Origin of the sequence: Pedobacter suwonensis (assembly GCF_044762335.1) — a bacterium.
Classification (GTDB): domain Bacteria; phylum Bacteroidota; class Bacteroidia; order Sphingobacteriales; family Sphingobacteriaceae; genus Pedobacter.
Map to the genome: position 1 here is coordinate 75869 of NZ_JBIWEB010000004.1, position 17704 is coordinate 93572.

Sequence of the window (17704 nt, forward strand, 5' to 3'; positions counted from 1 at the left end):
GGCCAGTGTGTTCCAAAGTTTAGGATTATCCGTTAAGGGTTATGGGAACTTATCGCTGCGGGTGATTTGAATATATCATTATTTCTAAGGTAAGAAGCGCTCAAAACGCTCATCTTTGCGACTCACTTTGCTAACTTTGCGGTTGATATCAACAAAATCGACACTTTGTTGTTGTGCTTTAAAATAAAAGAAATTGAAGACGTACAGACTAGAATTCACACAAAAACTGCCTATCAACCTGGATACAGCATGGGACTTTTTTTCTTCGCCAATGAATTTGGCCGAAATCACTCCACAGAACATGGCCTTTGACGTTACTTCGCCAAATATGGCCAGCACCAAAATGTATCCAGGGCTAATTATAACCTATAAAGTTTCTCCTTTGTTAGGCATTAAATTGAGTTGGGTAACCGAAATTACACATGTTAAGGACAAAGAATATTTTATAGACGAACAGCGTTTTGGTCCGTTTGCTTTTTGGCACCATCAGCATCATTTTGAAAAAATAGATGGCGGGGTATTGATGCGCGATGTTTTACATTACAGCATCGGCTGGGGACCAATCGGTGTGATTGCAAATGCCATGATCGTAAAAAACAGAATCAACGAAATTTTTAAGTTCCGTTATCAAAAGGTCGAGGACTTATTTGGGAGGTTTTAGCTTTAATTACCACTTTTTGGTTGAGATCGTTTCCGCTTTATTTTTGGTTTTCTCCATCCTATTGGTAGCTAAGTATTTTTTAAATTCATCACCGAATTTTTCGACTTTATTATAAGTACTGTTTAAAATGTCTTTCCAGGCGCCAGCACCAAGTTTACCTGGTGTACGCTCTAAAGGTACGCCGATTGTTGTGGTTGGCACAAAATTACCATACCGATCTCTTTGATAAGGAATAAACAGCATATCGGTTAACCAAAACCGGTATTTACCCTGGCGCACTTCAAAAACGAAGTTGTAACTGATCTCCCCGCTGGGGTGACCGGCAACCAGAATAGTTTTATCAATTACCATATTTCCCTTGGCTAAAACAGAAGAATCTGTGCTGCTTTCCAGTTTCATTGATTTTTTATATGCAAAATCAACAAAAGACCTGGCCCGCTGAAGCAATATATTTTTGTCAATTAGTTGCGAATCTACCACTTGATAATAGATAAATTTACCGTTATCATTTTTAGAAAACTGTTTTTGCTGCGCCGATAATTTAACTGTAAAAATGGTAAGAAGACCAAAGATGATATATTTCATGGAAATAAATAAAAGGATAAAACTAAATATTAAAGATAAAAAAAGCCATCCTGATTTGCACCAGGACGGCTCCATATTTTTCAACTTTATGATTTAGAAAGCGTAAACTGCTGCAAGTGAAAACTGACCACCATTTGGCGCAGCCGCTCCACTCTTATTAAAGAAAGGTTTATCTTTATTATGGTCTAATCTGACTTCAGGAATAAAAGTTAAGCCACCAGATTTGATATTGGCTGTAAGTGTAACTGCGGTGAAGGCCGTTTCCGGAACTGCTCCTGCTGCTTTAAATTTAAAATATTCGCCCCTCAAACCTAAAGTTACAGCATCTGATACCGCATATTGAGGATACAGTGCTGCACCAGCATAACTTCCCGGTACCGCATTATCCTTAATATCGTAATTAGCTGCATTTAAAGCCAATTTAAACTTCTCTGTAATCTGGTAAGCAGTTGTTAAGTCGACAATGGTTCCGTAACCACCAAAGCCAGCACCAGATAAAGCATTTATATAAGCCGTCCAGCCCTCAACCGGGGCAACCATTAACTGTCCGCCAATGGCCGAAACACCTCGGGTAGCAGAATATACATTCCAATCGTTAAATAAGCCTGCCATTAAACTGGCCTTATCAGAGAATTTGTAAGTTGCTTTGATACCAGCATTCTGGAACGGACCATTTGTGAATAGATAAGAAGTGGAGTAGTTGAAATTTCCAACGGGTGAGATTACCTCATATCCGATAAATGTACCCATATAACCAGCGGTCATACTAAATTCATCAGTAAAATCGTAGTTAACGTACAAATTCTGAATATTAAAAGACGAACCGCCAGCCGCAGCATCAGGTATAGATTGCGATTGTCCTCTAGGGCCAAATGAAAGTTCACCTACAAATGAAGCTTTGCCTGTTTTTTTCTTCAGTGCAATATCGATCATTCCAAGGGAAACAGAATTGTGATCGGTTACAAAAGAGGTTTTGGAGTTTAGCGGATTTTTCGCAAAATCATACTTGAAATAGGTATCTACCGATCCTGAAATTTCAAGTGGAGATGATGTGGTCTCTTGAGCCAGGGCACACGTAGTGCTGGCCATTGCAAAAATAGCGGTTAAAAATTTCTTCATGTTTGAGCTTGATTTGAGTTTAGATATATTAAATCTTTAAGAAATTGGTTCTGTTATTGGACTGTTTCTTTCGATATAGATGGCGCGTTCTTCTACCAGTAAAGTGCCTTGAGAGTATTTCTCATCATGTTGAGAAGCATCTAAACCAAGTTCTTCTTCTTCTTCAGAAACCCTGATCGGATTAATAAGATTTACCAGCTTAAAGATTACAAAGGACACGATAAAACTGAATGCGATTACAATTACAGCGCCTTTTAACTGGGTGATAAAAAAAGCAGGGTTTCCGTAAAACAAACCATCAGCGCCGGCAGCATTTACGGTTTTGGTTGCAAAAACACCAGTTAACAGCATACCTACAATACCACCAACACCATGGCAAGGAAAAACATCTAATGTATCATCTAGGCTGGTTTTTTGTTTCCATGAAACTACAAGATTGGAGATAACAGCGGCAATAGCACCGATAAATACACTGGATGAAATACTTACAAAACCTGCACCTGGAGTAATGGCTACCAAGCCAACAACTGCTCCGATACAGAAACCCAATACAGATGGTTTTTTGCCTCTTGCAACATCAAAAAACATCCACGATAAACCTGCAGCGCCCGCAGCGGTATTTGTCGTTAAAAATGCAGAAACAGCTAAACTACCTGCACTTAATGCCGAGCCCGCATTAAAACCGAACCAACCAAACCATAATAAGCCAGTACCGATTAATACGTAAGGAATGTTAGCAGGCGGAACTTCCTTGTGTTCTAAATGCGATTTTCTACGCTTAAGCACCAATGCGCCTGCTAAAGCAGCCATACCGGCAGATATGTGCACTACCGTACCACCTGCAAAATCCAGTACCCCCATCTTTAACAAGAAACCTTGAGGATGCCATGTCCAGTGTGCTAATGGAGAATAAACAAATATGGCAAATAAAACAATAAACAAAATATAAGAAGTAAAGCGTATACGCTCCGCAACTGCTCCAACAACCAAACCTGGTGTAATGATGGCGAACATTAACTGAAACACAGCAAATAAAGAAAGCGGAATAGTTAAGTCTGCTCCCCCCTGAAGATGTGGTGCTCCGGAATTTACACCTTTAAAGAACAAAAACGTGGATGGATTTCCGATAAAACCGCCAATGGTATCTCCGAAGGCTAAGCTAAAACCTACTACCGTCCATAAAACGGTAATAACGCCTGCTGCCACTACACTTTTAATCATGGTAGACAATACATTTTTACGATGAACCATTCCACCATAAAAAAATGCAAGGCCCGGAGTCATTAAAAAGACCAGCGCTGCTGCGATTAATATAAACGCAATGTCTGGTCCACTATACTTGCCCTCATCAAAATTTGGAAGAAGCGGGATAAATAGAGCGAAAATTGCGACAATCATCAATATCGCAAAAGGCGCATACTGTTTAAAGGATAATTTACTCATAGTTTTTAGGTTAATTTGTTTGTGATGTTTTAAATATTTTAAATATGCTTGATTTATTTCTATAAAAATACAACATATTGCATTTTTTAAGCCATTTAGTTTAATTTTTTTAATAAAAAATAGAAATTTTTATAAAACAACACAAAAAGAAACGTTTAAAATAAAAATAACGAAAAATACATCTATTTTTAACATACGTTTTTAATAAAAATAAAATCGAATATTAACCTAACCTGACATTATTTTAGCTAAAATACATCAAAAACAAACTAAAAAATTCAACTAAAACAGAAAAACCCATGAAAATTCATGGGTTTTAATAAAAAATCATCTACAAAATATTAATTTCACAAACAATAAGCAGAGCCCTGAACAACCCCTCTTTTTTCGATTTCTTTGTCCATATAAGTCTGAATTGCTGATTTATTAAGCCCCCAGTTGGGTGCAATTAATAAATCCCAATCTGAAATGCCAAACAGGCGTTGAATCACAATATCCGGACGCAATAAGGGGATTAACTCACAAAGTAAATCAGTATACTCTTCTAGCGAAAACAATTTGAAGGGTTCTTTCTTATACTTAGCGCCCATTATAGAACCTTCTACAACATGAAGATGGTGGAACTTTACAAACTTAATCTGGGGAAAACGGTTAATTTCGTGAATATAACCATACATCTGTTCTCTCGTCTCCCATGGGAAACCGAAAATGGTATGTACGCACAGATCGAGTTTACTGTCTTTTAAAAGTTCTACCGCAGCCACGAATTCACCATGACTGCAGCCCCTGTTGATCTGATCCAGGGTTTCATCATAGATAGATTCCATACCCATTTCTAAGTCTACATCGAAACGATCGGTATAACTTTCCAACAGTGCCACTTTTTCGGCATCGATACAATCAGGACGGGTACCTACTGCAAACCCCACAATATCTTCGGTATTAACGGATAACGCCTCATCATACATCATCTTCAGATAATGCACCGGCGCGTAGGTGTTGGTATTCGGCTGAAAATAAACAATGTATTTATCTGCCTTATAAGAAGTTTTAGCCCTTAACATCCCTTCGGCCAGCTGATCTTTAATATTTGGATTTTGACGCGAAGGCTCTGGTGTAAAAGAATCTACATTACAATATGTGCACCCCCCAAAGCCTTTACTCCCATCCCGGTTTGGGCAGGTAAAGCCACCATCAACGATCACCTTAAATACGCGCTGCCCCTTATACTTTTCACGCAGATAAGTCCCGTAATTTTTATAACCCTTTATCCCTGAATCTACTAGTGTTCCCATTGTTTACAAAAATACGCTTTTTGCTTGAGACGTGGAGTGAGTTTTGAGATATGAGATGTGAGATTTGAGATGTGAGAGCGGTTAGGGGCTCAACAGCTTTGCAGGCGGTTGTGTTGTGATCGTCGAACAGATCATATTTATTTTCAACTCGTATTCAGACCGGCGTGTAAATGCAACTTATCTTAAATAGCTTAGGATTAGCAAAATACATCACCTCCAAAGCTTGTCAATGTTTGTTCATCAGTTTTCAAAACGTCGTTTAAATTCTTCTTTCGGCATAATGTAGGTAGATCTCTTATCAACATTTACTAAACTATTCTGGATGGCACAAAAAACTCATCTCCAGTAGGCAATTATTGATCTCCAAAACGTTTTTGAAATTCTTCTTTCGGCATAATGTAGGTTAGATACTGCTCTACATTATATTTAAATTGTTTATCGGTAATATCAACATTCCAACCATTTTCTTGTCCTCTTTTTTTACTAACTGAATCCGGCAAATTCTCCCTTACTTTAAAAACAGGTATAGGATTTTCTTTGGTTCCATATTCGGGGTTATTTAAATCATCCTCATTAACAGTCATTAAGGTCTCTTTATCTCTCAAAGCAGAAGGAAAAGCCATGCCTTTCTCTTCAGGATAATTAAAAAATGTTATTTCAATATACTTATCAGTAGACTCATCTTTGAAAAAAATTTTATAGATCTTTTGAGGAGGAGACATTAATGAGGTTCTATATTGAGTATCCCTAAATTCCAATTTATCTGGAAATTGAATTTTAAATTCTTTACATTTTTCAATATAGCGCGGAATAGCCTTCTTTGAATTATTTTCCTTCTTTTTAAAAAGGTAGTTAATGCCAAAAATAATTATTGGAAACGCGATCAAAACTCCAATGAGCCATCCGAAGGCTTGTGATATTTGTTTATTCATTATGATGGATTATCTGCAACTACATTAATATTTTTAGTATCATCATTAAAATTAGCCATTCGAGAGGCTATTGCCGAATCATTAGCCTTCGCAGCTTCATAACTATCAGATCCTCTATCGATCAAATAATTTGCAATAGCACCAGCAATCCCTTTTACTAAGCCTTTAAAAAAATCCTTTCCCACTAGTGATGAACTTGTTGAAGGATAAGATCTAGATGCAATATCGGCCGCTAATCTGGAATTGGCAGCACCAGCCGCGTCACCAGCTGCTTCTCTCATCGCGGCCTGGGTATTAAATTCCATCATCTCGCGGGTAATTTGTTGATTGGTACGTGTTAAGTTTACTCCATTTTCGACAACAGCGCCAACAGCCCCTATAGGCTGATTGAATAAGCCCTCTGTTTTTGCACTTTCGCCTACATCACTCCATCTCCAGATGGGCAGATTTTTTTTTGCCGCTTCTTCCTTACTATTTTCGCCATCTACATAACCATACACGGCAATAGGTGCTGCCACCAATAAGCCTATGGGTGTAAAAGCTGTAGCAGCAGTAATTACACCGATTATTGCCTGAGAAGTAAAATGGGCGGCAACTTCAGCATTATTGTTACTGGTAATTTCTTTTGCGGCTGCCATTGCAATAACCGGATCTATAATAATAGAAACCACACCTCCCTTAGGGCAGTTCATCAATGATTGATTAAGTAAAGCTTGTTTTTTATCAATTTCAACCCCTCCATGGGGCAGCATCCACTTTCCTTCTAAAGTAGCATCACAATCGTGCGCCATCTTATACAAGCCAGTCACTCCAGCGCCGATACTTGTTGCCGCAGCCGCAAACATCACCCCTGCCGCCACCAATGCCAGCCCACCGGTTGCTACTGTTGCAACGGCAAGTGCAGCTACGGCAATTACTGCCGTTAAAATCTGCAGGCCACCCCAAAATTTACCTGCAACTTTACACGAAAAAGTATCACTAATTTTTTTATCATCGATATTTAGTAACGGCGCTTTTTTGCTTGATAATATTACCGTGGAGACCCTCGTAATACCTATTTGAAGAGGTTTCCCATTAGTCATATTGGTACAGATAACATTGGCACCCTCATGCACATAAGAATAACTCATTCTATCCTCCTTAATTTATAATCTACAACAATTTCAACATTGTTTTTAACTTCTTCAGCCAAAAAAACATCAGCTTCTTCAATCAACGACAAATCTGTATTAATAACTTGCCTTACCTGGTATTGAAAGTCATAACTAGAAAACTTATATCCAACAATGGGCTGAAATTTCTGATGATATTGCTTTTTTATAGTGTTAGTATCAATTTCTTTAAGATCAATTTTACTTTGTTTTTTAAGTTCAACAAACTCAGGTTTTTCAAAAACAATTTCTGAAGAAACATGTAGAGGAACCGAAACGCCTTCAAAAAGCTGAGAATTGTAATTTAAAGTGTAAGGTTTGTAAACTTCAGACAGATTTACCAGATACCTATCGAAAAAAAGATCAAAAAATAGCTTTGTATGTATATCTTCAATGAGAAGTTTTTCGTCTCTAATTTGCGCTTCTGCTAAATAAATAAATTTTTGAAGCTCAATCTCAGCATTGCCAGATCTTAAAAAAGAATATCGCTCTTTGATATTGTTTTTAAAGCTTTCCCAATTTTTTAGCACTTCCTCGTAGTTTAATATCTTGTTTATTTTCCCTGTCTCACTATCAACACGTACAGTTACATTACACTTAATGAGATCCAAAGATGAAAACAAGTCCATTGCTTCAGAAAGATTAGAAGGATTTATCTGAATAATATTATCGAAAAGCAAAACCTCTACAACTAAATCCCCATTTTTAATCTTATTTTTAACATGAAACTCACGCTTTGTGGTTGCATGGTTAGTAATCACGTTATTAAATTTAGTCGCAACAGTTTGTTCGCAACGATACTTCAAGATAATTGGCTCAGCCTGCTCATTATCAATTACCTCATCAATCTTTACATCAACTTTATTTTCTAAATGGACAGGCTCATCCTCATCAAAAAATTTAAATCTGCTCATATTTTAATTAATTTTAACTGGACTACCTGTTATTTTTTGTTCACTTCCCGAAGTTTGAGAAATGGTGGCATCAGAACATACTACAATAGCATCCTGCGATTCCAAATTATAAGTTTTGCTACCTACATTTACCCCGGTTGTTGCAACTGTACCAATATTCACCGCTGTACCTGGTTTTTCACTCGCATTGGCATTAATTTTTTCCGTACCCTGAATATTAATCACTTTACCAATAATATCAATCGTTCCATCGTTTTTTAAGGTGATGCTACTTTGACCGGTTTTAATCACAATTGTCTCAGCAGATTGCGCGGTAATTGATCCCGGACCGTTTTCTATTTTAACGAAATTTGCCGCATTGGTACCAAGATTTAATGCATGGTTAAGGTCATCAAAACTTAAACTACTTCCCTTTCTCGAAGTAAGCCCTTTGGTATTGCTGTTTTTAAAGCCACTGCTATCTCCACTGTTACCGTGGTACACACTCCCCATTACCACCGGCCTCGCCACGTTCCCCTCTTCAAAGGCAATAACTACCTGGTCGCCTTTTTCCGGTATAACATGAAAACCTCTGTTCTTCCCGGTATCACCACTACCGGCATTAGGGCTTACGACCCTCAGCCATTCAGTAGGATCGTTTGTTTGGCACTCCCATTTAAATTTAACTTTCACCCTGCCCTGCCCTTGCGGATCATCATTATCAATTACATCGGCCAGTTGCATGTCTGATTGTGGCTTTTGGTAATTTTTAACCATTATACGCTCGGTGGTGGCCACTAAACCTTCAAAACTATTGCTGTATTTACCCGTACCATCTATCTGGTGATTGATGTTGGTAATCAAAAATTTACCCAGGCTCTCTGTTGCAAAAGCAAGCTCTTTCCTGATACTCATGGTAATCTCAGCAATACTACCGATACTAAGCTGTGCATTATCGCCACTGGCATTAATTTTTAATAGTTCGCTGATTTGCGCTTTCTCTTCGTTTTCTACATGGCTTTTGATATCGCTGCTGTTATCAACCCTAATTAGAGAGGGCTGATTAAAGGTTTTACTGTACATCGTATTTGATGCCTTGATGGCATGTGCCAGATCTGGATTTCCGTCGGCTTTTCCTGTGCTTTCACTGTGAAGCATTTCATCCTGTTTCGGATTATAAGCAAAGCGTTTATATTTGATGGGCGAAACCTCCATCGCATACTGCAGGTTGAATACATCACGACCATAAAAAAGCGATACTTCTTTTTGCTTGTCCGGTTTACCAAAATTAAGCTGCTTACCATCATAGTAAAACCACTCATGATACTCGCCAGATAAACGGTTCAGAAACTCGAAATCACTTTCGCGGTACTGTATCAGGTAATCAATGGGTGCTTTTCTTGAGGCATTGCTTACTATGGTGAGGTCGTTAGCTGGCGTATCATTCGTAGCCAGCTTAATAATGGTATCAAGGTCTTTATCCAGATATGAACCCAAATCTGGTCCCCGGTCTATTAATATGGTAGGACTATAGCCACTTACAATAAGTATTCCATGGTAACCATGACTTTGCGAGAGTTCCACTTTTGTAACCAATCCTGCAAAATGCTGAAGGTTTTCTGGCGAATAGCCAAATGAAGCAGTTAAGGTTTTGCCTACAAAATCGCGACTATCGTCTAAACTGATCAAACCAGGTGCACCTAGTTGATCGTGATTAAAATGAAGCTCAAAATAATGGTGCTGGTTAAAAGCTTGTAGCAGATTAAAAGAAGCAAAATGAGCAATCGCTGCATCTTCTATACTGATTTCTACGATAAGTTTATTTTCCATAATATCATATTACTGTTGCAGTAGCATTCTTGGCTACATTGTTCTATAAACTGCAATTTTATAAAGGCCAGGGTAGAAATGCACTTCAAATTGCGTACCCGATGCATTTCTCTTAAAAGATGCGTCTATAACCTTTTTCGTATAGGGGTGCACTTCAATAGTATTGCCTTTTTTTAAATAACCATTGCCGATCATGGTATCAATATCCTTAGGCCTAACATGGATGCAACCATGTGATTCTGACAATAGAAAAGGCAAACCCGCAGCGGTTGCTGCTTCATCAGGCGGCGTAGTGTGGATAAAATCGCCCATAATATATTCCTTACCATTCATTTTACGGTCATTGTTCAGGTCTTTAAAATATTTAACCGATACATGCCCAAAATCATTAAAAAACCATTTTGTTGGAATAGGTGATTTGGGGTAAAGATCACGCTGGTATTTAAGAATAAAATTTTTGACGCCTTTCTGATCGTTTTTATATTTACCCCATGCTGCGTTTACATCAGTTAACTTTTTCCAGGTACCCATATGTTTCACCATCACAACGTCTCCATTTATTTTAACTTCGGTACCCCATGCTATTCCTGACCATTCGGCATATTTTCCATAACTCACATGTTTTTCTATACTTTTGATCACAAACCTACCCGTAGTTGTAGAGGTTTGTGCATGGCCATCATCTCCCATTTTAACGTTTGATGGTCCGCCATGCGCATCATATTCCTTAATTTTTACGAGCGTATTCATTGCTATTATCTATATTTTAAAACCTCAACCATGGTGACATGGGCAAGCGCTAACTTTTTATTACTATTAAACGTTAATTTTAGTGCGGTATTGGCATCAACAGTAATTTCAACCGGTAGCGGCGTTTCGGTATTGCCGATCAACGGTTTTTCTTTTTTGATATCCCCAAAGTACCTGGTAAAATCTCCTATGGTTAAGGAATCTGTAATCGACTGAGCTACCAATAATCTAATCGCTGCTTTAATGTTAGCCACTTCACTATTTTTATAGGGATGGACGATGATGCTATCATGCCCAATCGCTTCACCTTTGTAAATGCTGATGGGCAATTTATGGGCAAATGCTTTGTTAGTTGTAACAATACCCAGACTGTTAAATTTGCTTAAAGGCAATTTGGTTAAAGCATCTGTGTAAGCAAGAAAATTTTCGGTAGAACTGGCTTTCTCTACCAACTTATGGCCTTTTTGTTGATCTGGCTTTTGATCACCTCCACTACAGCCTGAAAAACACCAAACTATTGCAGCAGTTAAAACAAGAAATGAATAAAGGCGAACAGATAAGCGAATCATTTTCATTTAACTAATTTATGTTGAAGAAATAATGTAAATATTGAAGACAGGGATACAGAATTTTCGTAATCCTTGAGCCTGATTGATTAAAGTTTATATATTCCTTTTCCTGGGGCAGTTAGAAGCGCAGCACGGGGGGAAATCTATATTAAGTTGTAATATGTGGGCATACTGAAGTACCTGGTACCTTTTGCCTGAAAAATTTAAGCCAGCTTTGAAAGCCATAGTTTTAAAATTTAAAGGTTAAAATTTGATTAGTGCAGCGCCGGGCTACAATCTCATCAACCAAATATCAGGCCAATTGAAAGTCATAAGACTCATTAACAACCACTAAGGAAAATCTAAAAAGAGAAAAATAAATGAATATATATACTGAAGATGGTTTTAAACTAATCATAAAGGTTAATATGATTGCTTATTTTTTTACCAACACCCAACGCTAATATGCAGTTTTGCCACTATAAGTATACAAGATGATACAGTTTATGCTTAGGCTAGCATTAATGGGAACAAACCGTTCAAAAAGCATCATTATTGCAGGAAGGCTTGTTCATGCGATAGCCTTTTCCGATTTTCAGGAAAGCAATCTTTATAACAAGGATCAAAGCATGATGGATTGCTTCGTCGTTCCTCCTTATAATAACAACTTTTTTAAAGGGATGCTGTGAATGGCAATTTGTTTCAGGATTTCTCGGCGATTAAGATACTGCCTATATAGTAGCTACAAGACAATCAAAATGCTGTAGCTACCTTTAAAACGAGTTCGATAGCTATAGCATTCGCAAACTGAACGCTAATCCTTTTGTTCTTTTTTATTGATCAGAAAATAAACAGGAACTCCCAGCAAAACAATGATAAGTCCTGGCCAGGTATATTGTTGTTTATAAATTAAAAGCAGGATACAAAATGCTGCGCCGATTAAAAGGTAAATAATTGGCGTGACTGGATATAACCAGGTTTTGTAAGGTCTTTCGATTCCAGGTTTTTTTATCCTTAAGTAAATGACACCGAAAACGGTGATCATGTAAAAAAGCACGATCACAAAAGAAATCATATCTAATAGATTGCCGTACTGACCGCTTAAGCATAAAACTGCTGCCCAAATGCCTTGCATCCATAACGACCTTTCTGGAACACCATTTTTATTGTTTTTAAGTGCTGCCTTAAAAAACATACCGTCTTGTGCCATGGTCTGAAACACCCGTGCTCCCGCCAATACGATTCCGTTAACACAACCGAAAGTAGAAATCATCACCAGCAACGCAATAATTATTGTACCCGCACCACTACCAAAAATTTGCTCTGAAGCGGCAACCGCAACCCGATCATTAAGGGCGAAAGCAATACTATCTCTGTCTAAGGTATTAAGGTAAATAAAATTAACCAGTATATAAAGAATCATTACCGCAGATGTACCCAAAACCATTGAACGTACCACATTTTTTTTAGGGTTTTCGATTTCTCCGGAAACAAAAGTTACGTTTTCCCAGGCCACACTCGAAAATACCGAGCCTACCATTGCTGCTGCAATGCCACCCATTATGGTCATTCCTGAAATAGATTCCCATCCCGATTTCAGGAAATTACCGCCTGGATCTGTTTCCAGGTTATTGAAAGCATTCCATCCAAAGCTCATATTTCCAGACCAAAAACTATTTTTCACCAAAAGAAAACCTAAAATAATCAGACCGATCAAAGCAACAATTTTAGAACCTGTAAAAATATTCTGCAGTATCTTGCCACCCTCAACACCTTTTGTATTGATATAAGTTAACAGCAGGATCACACCAATGGCTAAGATCTGGATCCAGGTAATTTTATAACTCCCGGCTTGGAAAATCGGATCAGCATCGTTTAAAGCGGGAATCAGGTAGGCCGTAAATTTACCAAAAGCTACCGCTACTGCGGCAATTGTACCCGTTTGGATTACGGTAAAAAGACCCCAACCATAAAGGAACCCCATCATTTTACCAAATATCTCTTTCAGGTAAGTGTATTGTCCGCCTGCTTTAGGAAACATAGAAGAAAGCTCTCCATAAGAAATTGCGGCTGCAACTGTCATTATTCCTGTTATGATCCATACCACAATTAACCAATAACCAGAGCCTAAATTTCTCATGATATCGGCACTTACGATAAAGATACCGCTACCAATCATCGAGCCCATTACCAGCATTGTGGCATCAAAAAGGCTTAACTTTCTTTTAGCGGATCCACCTTCTTTTTCCATTTTCATCTTTTAGTTTGGTTTAGTCGGTGGCTAATTTATTTAAAAAAAAGAAATTAGGCGCGCTTCGCCTGTATTATTTTAATTGAATAAAATTTTATTTACGCTGGCCATGAAAATTTTAATCACTAGAAGAATATTTTATTAACTTGCTATAAATAAGCCAGAAGTATGTAGTTCTAAGTTTGAAGACATTAACGGATTAGCCATTTGTGGATTTTAGAGCAGGTGCCTATTCTAAATAAAACAGCTTAAACATTTAACAGATTCAAACAGTTGATCAATAAGTAAACACTAACCAAATATAAAAACCAGTTATTAACTATGAACTTTTTACAAAACAATTTAATTTACTGTATTCCGGCGCTGGGCCTTGTTGGCATTATAGTTATGATGATTAAAAGTGCCTGGGTAAACAAGCAAGACGCGGGTGACAAGAACATGCAGGAACTTGCGGGCCATATAGCCGATGGTGCCATGGCATTTTTAAAAGCTGAATGGAAGGTATTGAGTATTTTTGCTGTTTTTACGGCTGCGCTTCTGGCTTATTCGGGAACCATTACCGAGATTAAAGGCATCCCGATGCATTCGAGCTGGATTATTTCTATCTCTTTTATTATTGGAGCGGTATTTTCTGCTACAGCAGGTTATATCGGTATGAAATCGGCTACCAAAGCCAATGTAAGAACCACACAGGCGGCCCGGACGAGTTTAAAAAAAGCCCTGAAAGTCTCATTTACCGGAGGTACAGTAATGGGCTTGGGCGTTGCCGGCTTGGCTGTTTTAGGCTTAGGCGGCCTATTCATTATATTTCTTAAGCATTTTAATGTGGTTTCGGTTAACAGTGCCGAAATGAAAACTGCGATAGAGGTTTTAACCGGATTTTCTTTAGGCGCTGAATCCATTGCGCTGTTTGCACGTGTCGGCGGTGGTATCTATACCAAAGCTGCCGATGTTGGTGCCGATTTAGTGGGTAAGGTGGAGGCTGGTATCCCTGAAGATGATGTGCGCAACCCCGCTACCATTGCCGATAACGTGGGCGATAACGTAGGTGATGTTGCCGGTATGGGGGCAGATTTATTCGGCTCCTACGTAGCCACCATTTTAGCTACTATGGTTTTGGGCCAGGAAATTAATGTAACCGATAATTTTGGTGGAATGTCTCCTATTCTGTTACCGATGGTGATTTGTGGGCTGGGTATTATATTTTCGATCATTGGAACCTGGTTCGTCACGATCAAGGATGAAAAATCAAATGTTCAGAATGCATTGAACCTAGGTAACTGGTCATCGATTGTCATCACTGCTGTAGCTTCATTCTTTATCGTGAAATGGATGTTGCCTGAAACGCTTAATTTGCGTGGATACGAATTCTCAAGCATCAATGTTTTTTATGCCATTATAGTAGGCTTAGTAGTCGGAACGATTATGAGTGTTGTGACCGAATATTTTACGGCGATGGGCAAAGGGCCTGTAAACTCGATTATCCAACAATCGTCTACGGGACATGCTACCAATATTATTGCAGGTTTATCTGTTGGAATGAAATCTACTGTAATTCCTATTCTGGTGCTGGCCGGAGGAATTATGGCTTCCTATCATTTTGCAGGTTTATATGGCGTTGCCATTGCTGCAGCCGGAATGATGGCCACTACAGCTATGCAACTGGCTATTGATGCTTTCGGGCCGATTGCGGATAATGCAGGTGGTATAGCAGAAATGAGTCAATTACCTCCTGAGGTACGCGAACGCACTGATAATTTAGATGCTGTAGGTAATACCACCGCAGCAACAGGTAAAGGTTTTGCCATTGCTTCGGCTGCACTTACCTCATTAGCTTTATTCGCTGCCTTTGTTGGTATTGCCGGCATAACTGCGATCGATATTTATAAAGCACCTGTGCTGGCAGGTTTATTTGTTGGAGGAATGATTCCTTTCATTTTTTCTGCTCTGTGTATCCAGGCAGTTGGTAAAGCCGCAATGGATATGGTGCAGGAAGTACGCCGCCAGTTTCGTGAAATACCTGGCATTATGGAATACAAAGCAAAACCTGAATATGAAAAATGTGTGGCCATTTCTACCAAAGCCTCTATCCGCGAGATGATGATGCCTGGGGCTATTGCTTTGATTACCCCGGTGATTGTAGGCTTTACCTTTGGACCTGAAGTTTTAGGCGGTTTATTGGCCGGCGTTACCGTTACGGGCGTATTAATGGGGATTTTCCAGAGTAATGCCGGTGGTGCCTGGGATAATGCCAAGAAATCTTTCGAACAGGGGGTGATGATTAATGGCGAAATGCACTACAAAAAGTCAGAACCGCACAAAGCATCGGTAACAGGAGATACGGTTGGTGATCCTTTTAAAGATACTTCCGGCCCTTCAATGAATATTCTGATTAAATTAATGTCTATTGTTTCACTGGTTATTGCTCCTTACATCGCAGTTAAGGCAATTGAAGGCGAACACAAACAGGAAGTTCGGAAAGAAATCAGGATTGAACAAAAAACCGATGCTTTGGGAAACATAAAAACAGACACTTTGATAAATACAACCGATTCATTGAGCCGTTAGTTGTAAAATCATAGATATAAAGACTCATAAAAGGGATTTTAACAGAATCCCTTTTTGTTTTTGGTAATTTTTATTTAGGTTTACTGCTTATTATCATAAAAATCAACAAACATAAAAGACTAAACAACTTATGAATCTAAAAAAGCCTATTGATGTGCTTATAGCAGAATCTGCTGAAAGCGGTGAAGGCACGTTGAAACGGACACTGAGCAGTACAAGCCTCGTCGCGTTGGGCATTGGGGCTATTATTGGCGCAGGTTTATTTTCGTTAACGGGTATTGCTGCTGCCGATCATGCCGGACCTGCTGTAACTTTATCATTTGTATTAGCGGCAGTTGGCTGTGCTTTTGCCGGATTATGTTATGCCGAATTTGCATCAATGATACCGGTAGCAGGAAGTGCATATACCTATTCTTATGCTACCATGGGTGAATTTATGGCATGGGTTATCGGATGGGATTTGGTTCTCGAATATGCTTTAGGTGCCGCAACCGTCGGTGTTTCTTGGTCTGGATACTTTAATAAATTATTGCACGAGTTCGGACTCGAAATGCCCCTCTACCTAACTAAATCATTTGCAGAAGTAGATGGAGGAGGAATCAACCTTCCTGCTGTAGTAATTGTTTCCTTACTCTCTTTAATGTTAATCCGCGGTACCAAAGAATCGGCGAGTCTTAATAACATTTTAGTAATTGTGAAAGTAGCAGTAGTGATCATTTTCATTGCACTGGGATGGAAATTCATTAACCCTGCTAACCACACCCCTTATATTCCTGAAAACACAGGTGTTAAAGGAGAGTTTGGTATCTCAGGTATAGCAGCCGGTGCAGCATTGGTGTTCTTCGCATTTATCGGTTTTGACGCCGTTTCTACAGCTGCTCAGGAAGCTAAAAATCCTCAAAAAGGCATGCCAATTGGTATATTAGGATCACTTGTGGTTTGTACAATATTATATGTATTGTTTGCACACGTAATGACAGGATTAGTACCTTACACCGTTTTCAAAGGTGATGCCTCTCCTGCTGCTACAGCTTTTAAAGTAACCGGTTACAGCTGGTTGCAAATGGGTCTGATCATTGCCATTTTAGCAGGTTATACTTCAGTAATATTAGTGATGCTAATGGGCCAGTCAAGGGTATTCTATACCATGTCTAAAGACGGGCTATTACCAAAATTCTTCAGCACTATCCACTCTAAATTCAGAACACCTTTCAAAACCAATATCTTCTTTATGCTTTTTGTAAGCATCTTTGCCGGTTTTGTTCCGGTTACCGATTTAGGGCACATGGTTTCTATCGGTACCCTGTTTGCATTCTCTTTAGTTTGTATTGGTGTAATGTTATTGCGCAAAACAGATCCTGACCGGCCACGTCCTTTCAAAACGCCATTAGTGCCTTTCGTGCCGATTATGGGCATCATTGTTTGCGTTTATTTAATGTCATCACTTCCATTAGAAGCTTGGATCAGGTTAGCAATCTGGATGGGATTAGGTATAGCAATTTATTTCTTATATGGCAAAAAGAACTCGGTTCTTAGAAACAGCGGTAGTACGGTTAAACCTGTTGATCCTCCGAAACCAGAATTATAAAAAAAACTATCTTTTTTAATTAAAGCCCCGATCAAAAGTCGGGGCTTTTTTGTGTTAAATAATTGTTAATAAAGTTACCTTTGCAAAAAA

At 38.7% G+C, this 17704-nt stretch carries 14 protein-coding genes; 3 read left to right on the forward strand and 11 right to left on the reverse strand.

From position 1 onward, the window contains the following. Nucleotides 1-193 precede the first annotated feature (193 nt). Nucleotides 194-661 carry an SRPBCC family protein gene (locus tag ACIQXP_RS08095; protein WP_293744370.1) on the forward strand — a complete coding sequence of 156 codons (468 nt, stop codon included), beginning with the start codon at nt 194-196 and terminating at the stop codon, nt 659-661. 6 nt (nt 662-667) lie between these two features. Here ACIQXP_RS08095 and ACIQXP_RS08100 read toward each other — a convergent pair whose 3' ends face one another. The 11 genes from ACIQXP_RS08100 to ACIQXP_RS08150 form a co-directional block, all read right to left on the reverse strand. Next, on the reverse strand, nt 668-1246 hold the full coding sequence (locus tag ACIQXP_RS08100; RefSeq protein WP_293744369.1) for a DUF4468 domain-containing protein: 579 nt from the start codon (nt 1244-1246) through the stop codon (nt 668-670). 93 nt (nt 1247-1339) lie between these two features. After that, nucleotides 1340-2365, reverse strand: a complete 1026-nt coding sequence (locus tag ACIQXP_RS08105) for a porin (protein WP_090986019.1) — start codon at nt 2363-2365, stop codon at nt 1340-1342. A gap of 36 nt (nt 2366-2401) precedes the next feature. Beyond that, nucleotides 2402-3808, reverse strand: a complete 1407-nt coding sequence (locus tag ACIQXP_RS08110; RefSeq protein ID WP_293744367.1) for an ammonium transporter — start codon at nt 3806-3808, stop codon at nt 2402-2404. 347 nt (nt 3809-4155) lie between these two features. Next, nucleotides 4156-5103, reverse strand: coding sequence for a tRNA modification radical SAM protein MnmL/YtqA (gene mnmL, locus ACIQXP_RS08115; RefSeq protein ID WP_387505172.1), 948 nt, complete (start codon nt 5101-5103; stop codon nt 4156-4158). Nucleotides 5104-5456: 353 nt separating this feature from the next. Then, nucleotides 5457-6035 (reverse strand): DUF8188 family protein, encoded by a 579-nt coding sequence (locus tag ACIQXP_RS08120; RefSeq protein ID WP_387505173.1) that lies wholly within the window; start codon nt 6033-6035, stop codon nt 5457-5459. Next, a complete protein-coding gene (locus ACIQXP_RS08125) occupies nt 6035-7165 on the reverse strand; it encodes a hypothetical protein (protein WP_387505174.1) in 1131 nt (376 codons plus the stop codon). Before ACIQXP_RS08125 ends, ACIQXP_RS08120 begins: the two co-directional genes overlap by 1 nt. Further along, on the reverse strand, nt 7162-8100 hold the full coding sequence (locus ACIQXP_RS08130; RefSeq protein ID WP_387505175.1) for a hypothetical protein: 939 nt from the start codon (nt 8098-8100) through the stop codon (nt 7162-7164). Before ACIQXP_RS08130 ends, ACIQXP_RS08125 begins: the two co-directional genes overlap by 4 nt. 3 nt (nt 8101-8103) lie before the next feature. Continuing rightward, a complete protein-coding gene (locus ACIQXP_RS08135; RefSeq protein WP_387505176.1) occupies nt 8104-9909 on the reverse strand; it encodes a type VI secretion system Vgr family protein in 1806 nt (601 codons plus the stop codon). 33 nt (nt 9910-9942) lie between these two features. Next, entirely contained in the window at nt 9943-10659 is a 717-nt protein-coding gene (locus ACIQXP_RS08140) for a hypothetical protein (RefSeq protein ID WP_387505177.1), read from the reverse strand. Nucleotides 10660-10664: 5 nt separating this feature from the next. Further along, a complete protein-coding gene (locus ACIQXP_RS08145; protein ID WP_387505178.1) occupies nt 10665-11234 on the reverse strand; it encodes a hypothetical protein in 570 nt (189 codons plus the stop codon). A 787-nt stretch (nt 11235-12021) separates the two neighbouring features. Next, nucleotides 12022-13464, reverse strand: a complete 1443-nt coding sequence (locus ACIQXP_RS08150; RefSeq protein WP_387505179.1) for an APC family permease — start codon at nt 13462-13464, stop codon at nt 12022-12024. A 315-nt stretch (nt 13465-13779) separates the two neighbouring features. Here ACIQXP_RS08150 and ACIQXP_RS08155 point away from each other — a divergent pair, with 315 nt between their 5' ends. Both ACIQXP_RS08155 and ACIQXP_RS08160 read left to right on the forward strand, forming a co-directional pair. Next, the gene (locus tag ACIQXP_RS08155) at nt 13780-16026 is read left to right on the forward strand and encodes a sodium-translocating pyrophosphatase (protein WP_387505180.1); all 2247 of its coding nucleotides are present in this window, start codon (nt 13780-13782) and stop codon (nt 16024-16026) included. A 130-nt stretch (nt 16027-16156) separates the two neighbouring features. Next, complete coding sequence (locus ACIQXP_RS08160; RefSeq protein WP_387505181.1) at nt 16157-17614, forward strand: amino acid permease; 1458 nt, start codon at nt 16157-16159, stop codon at nt 17612-17614. Nucleotides 17615-17704: the final 90 nt, after the last annotated feature.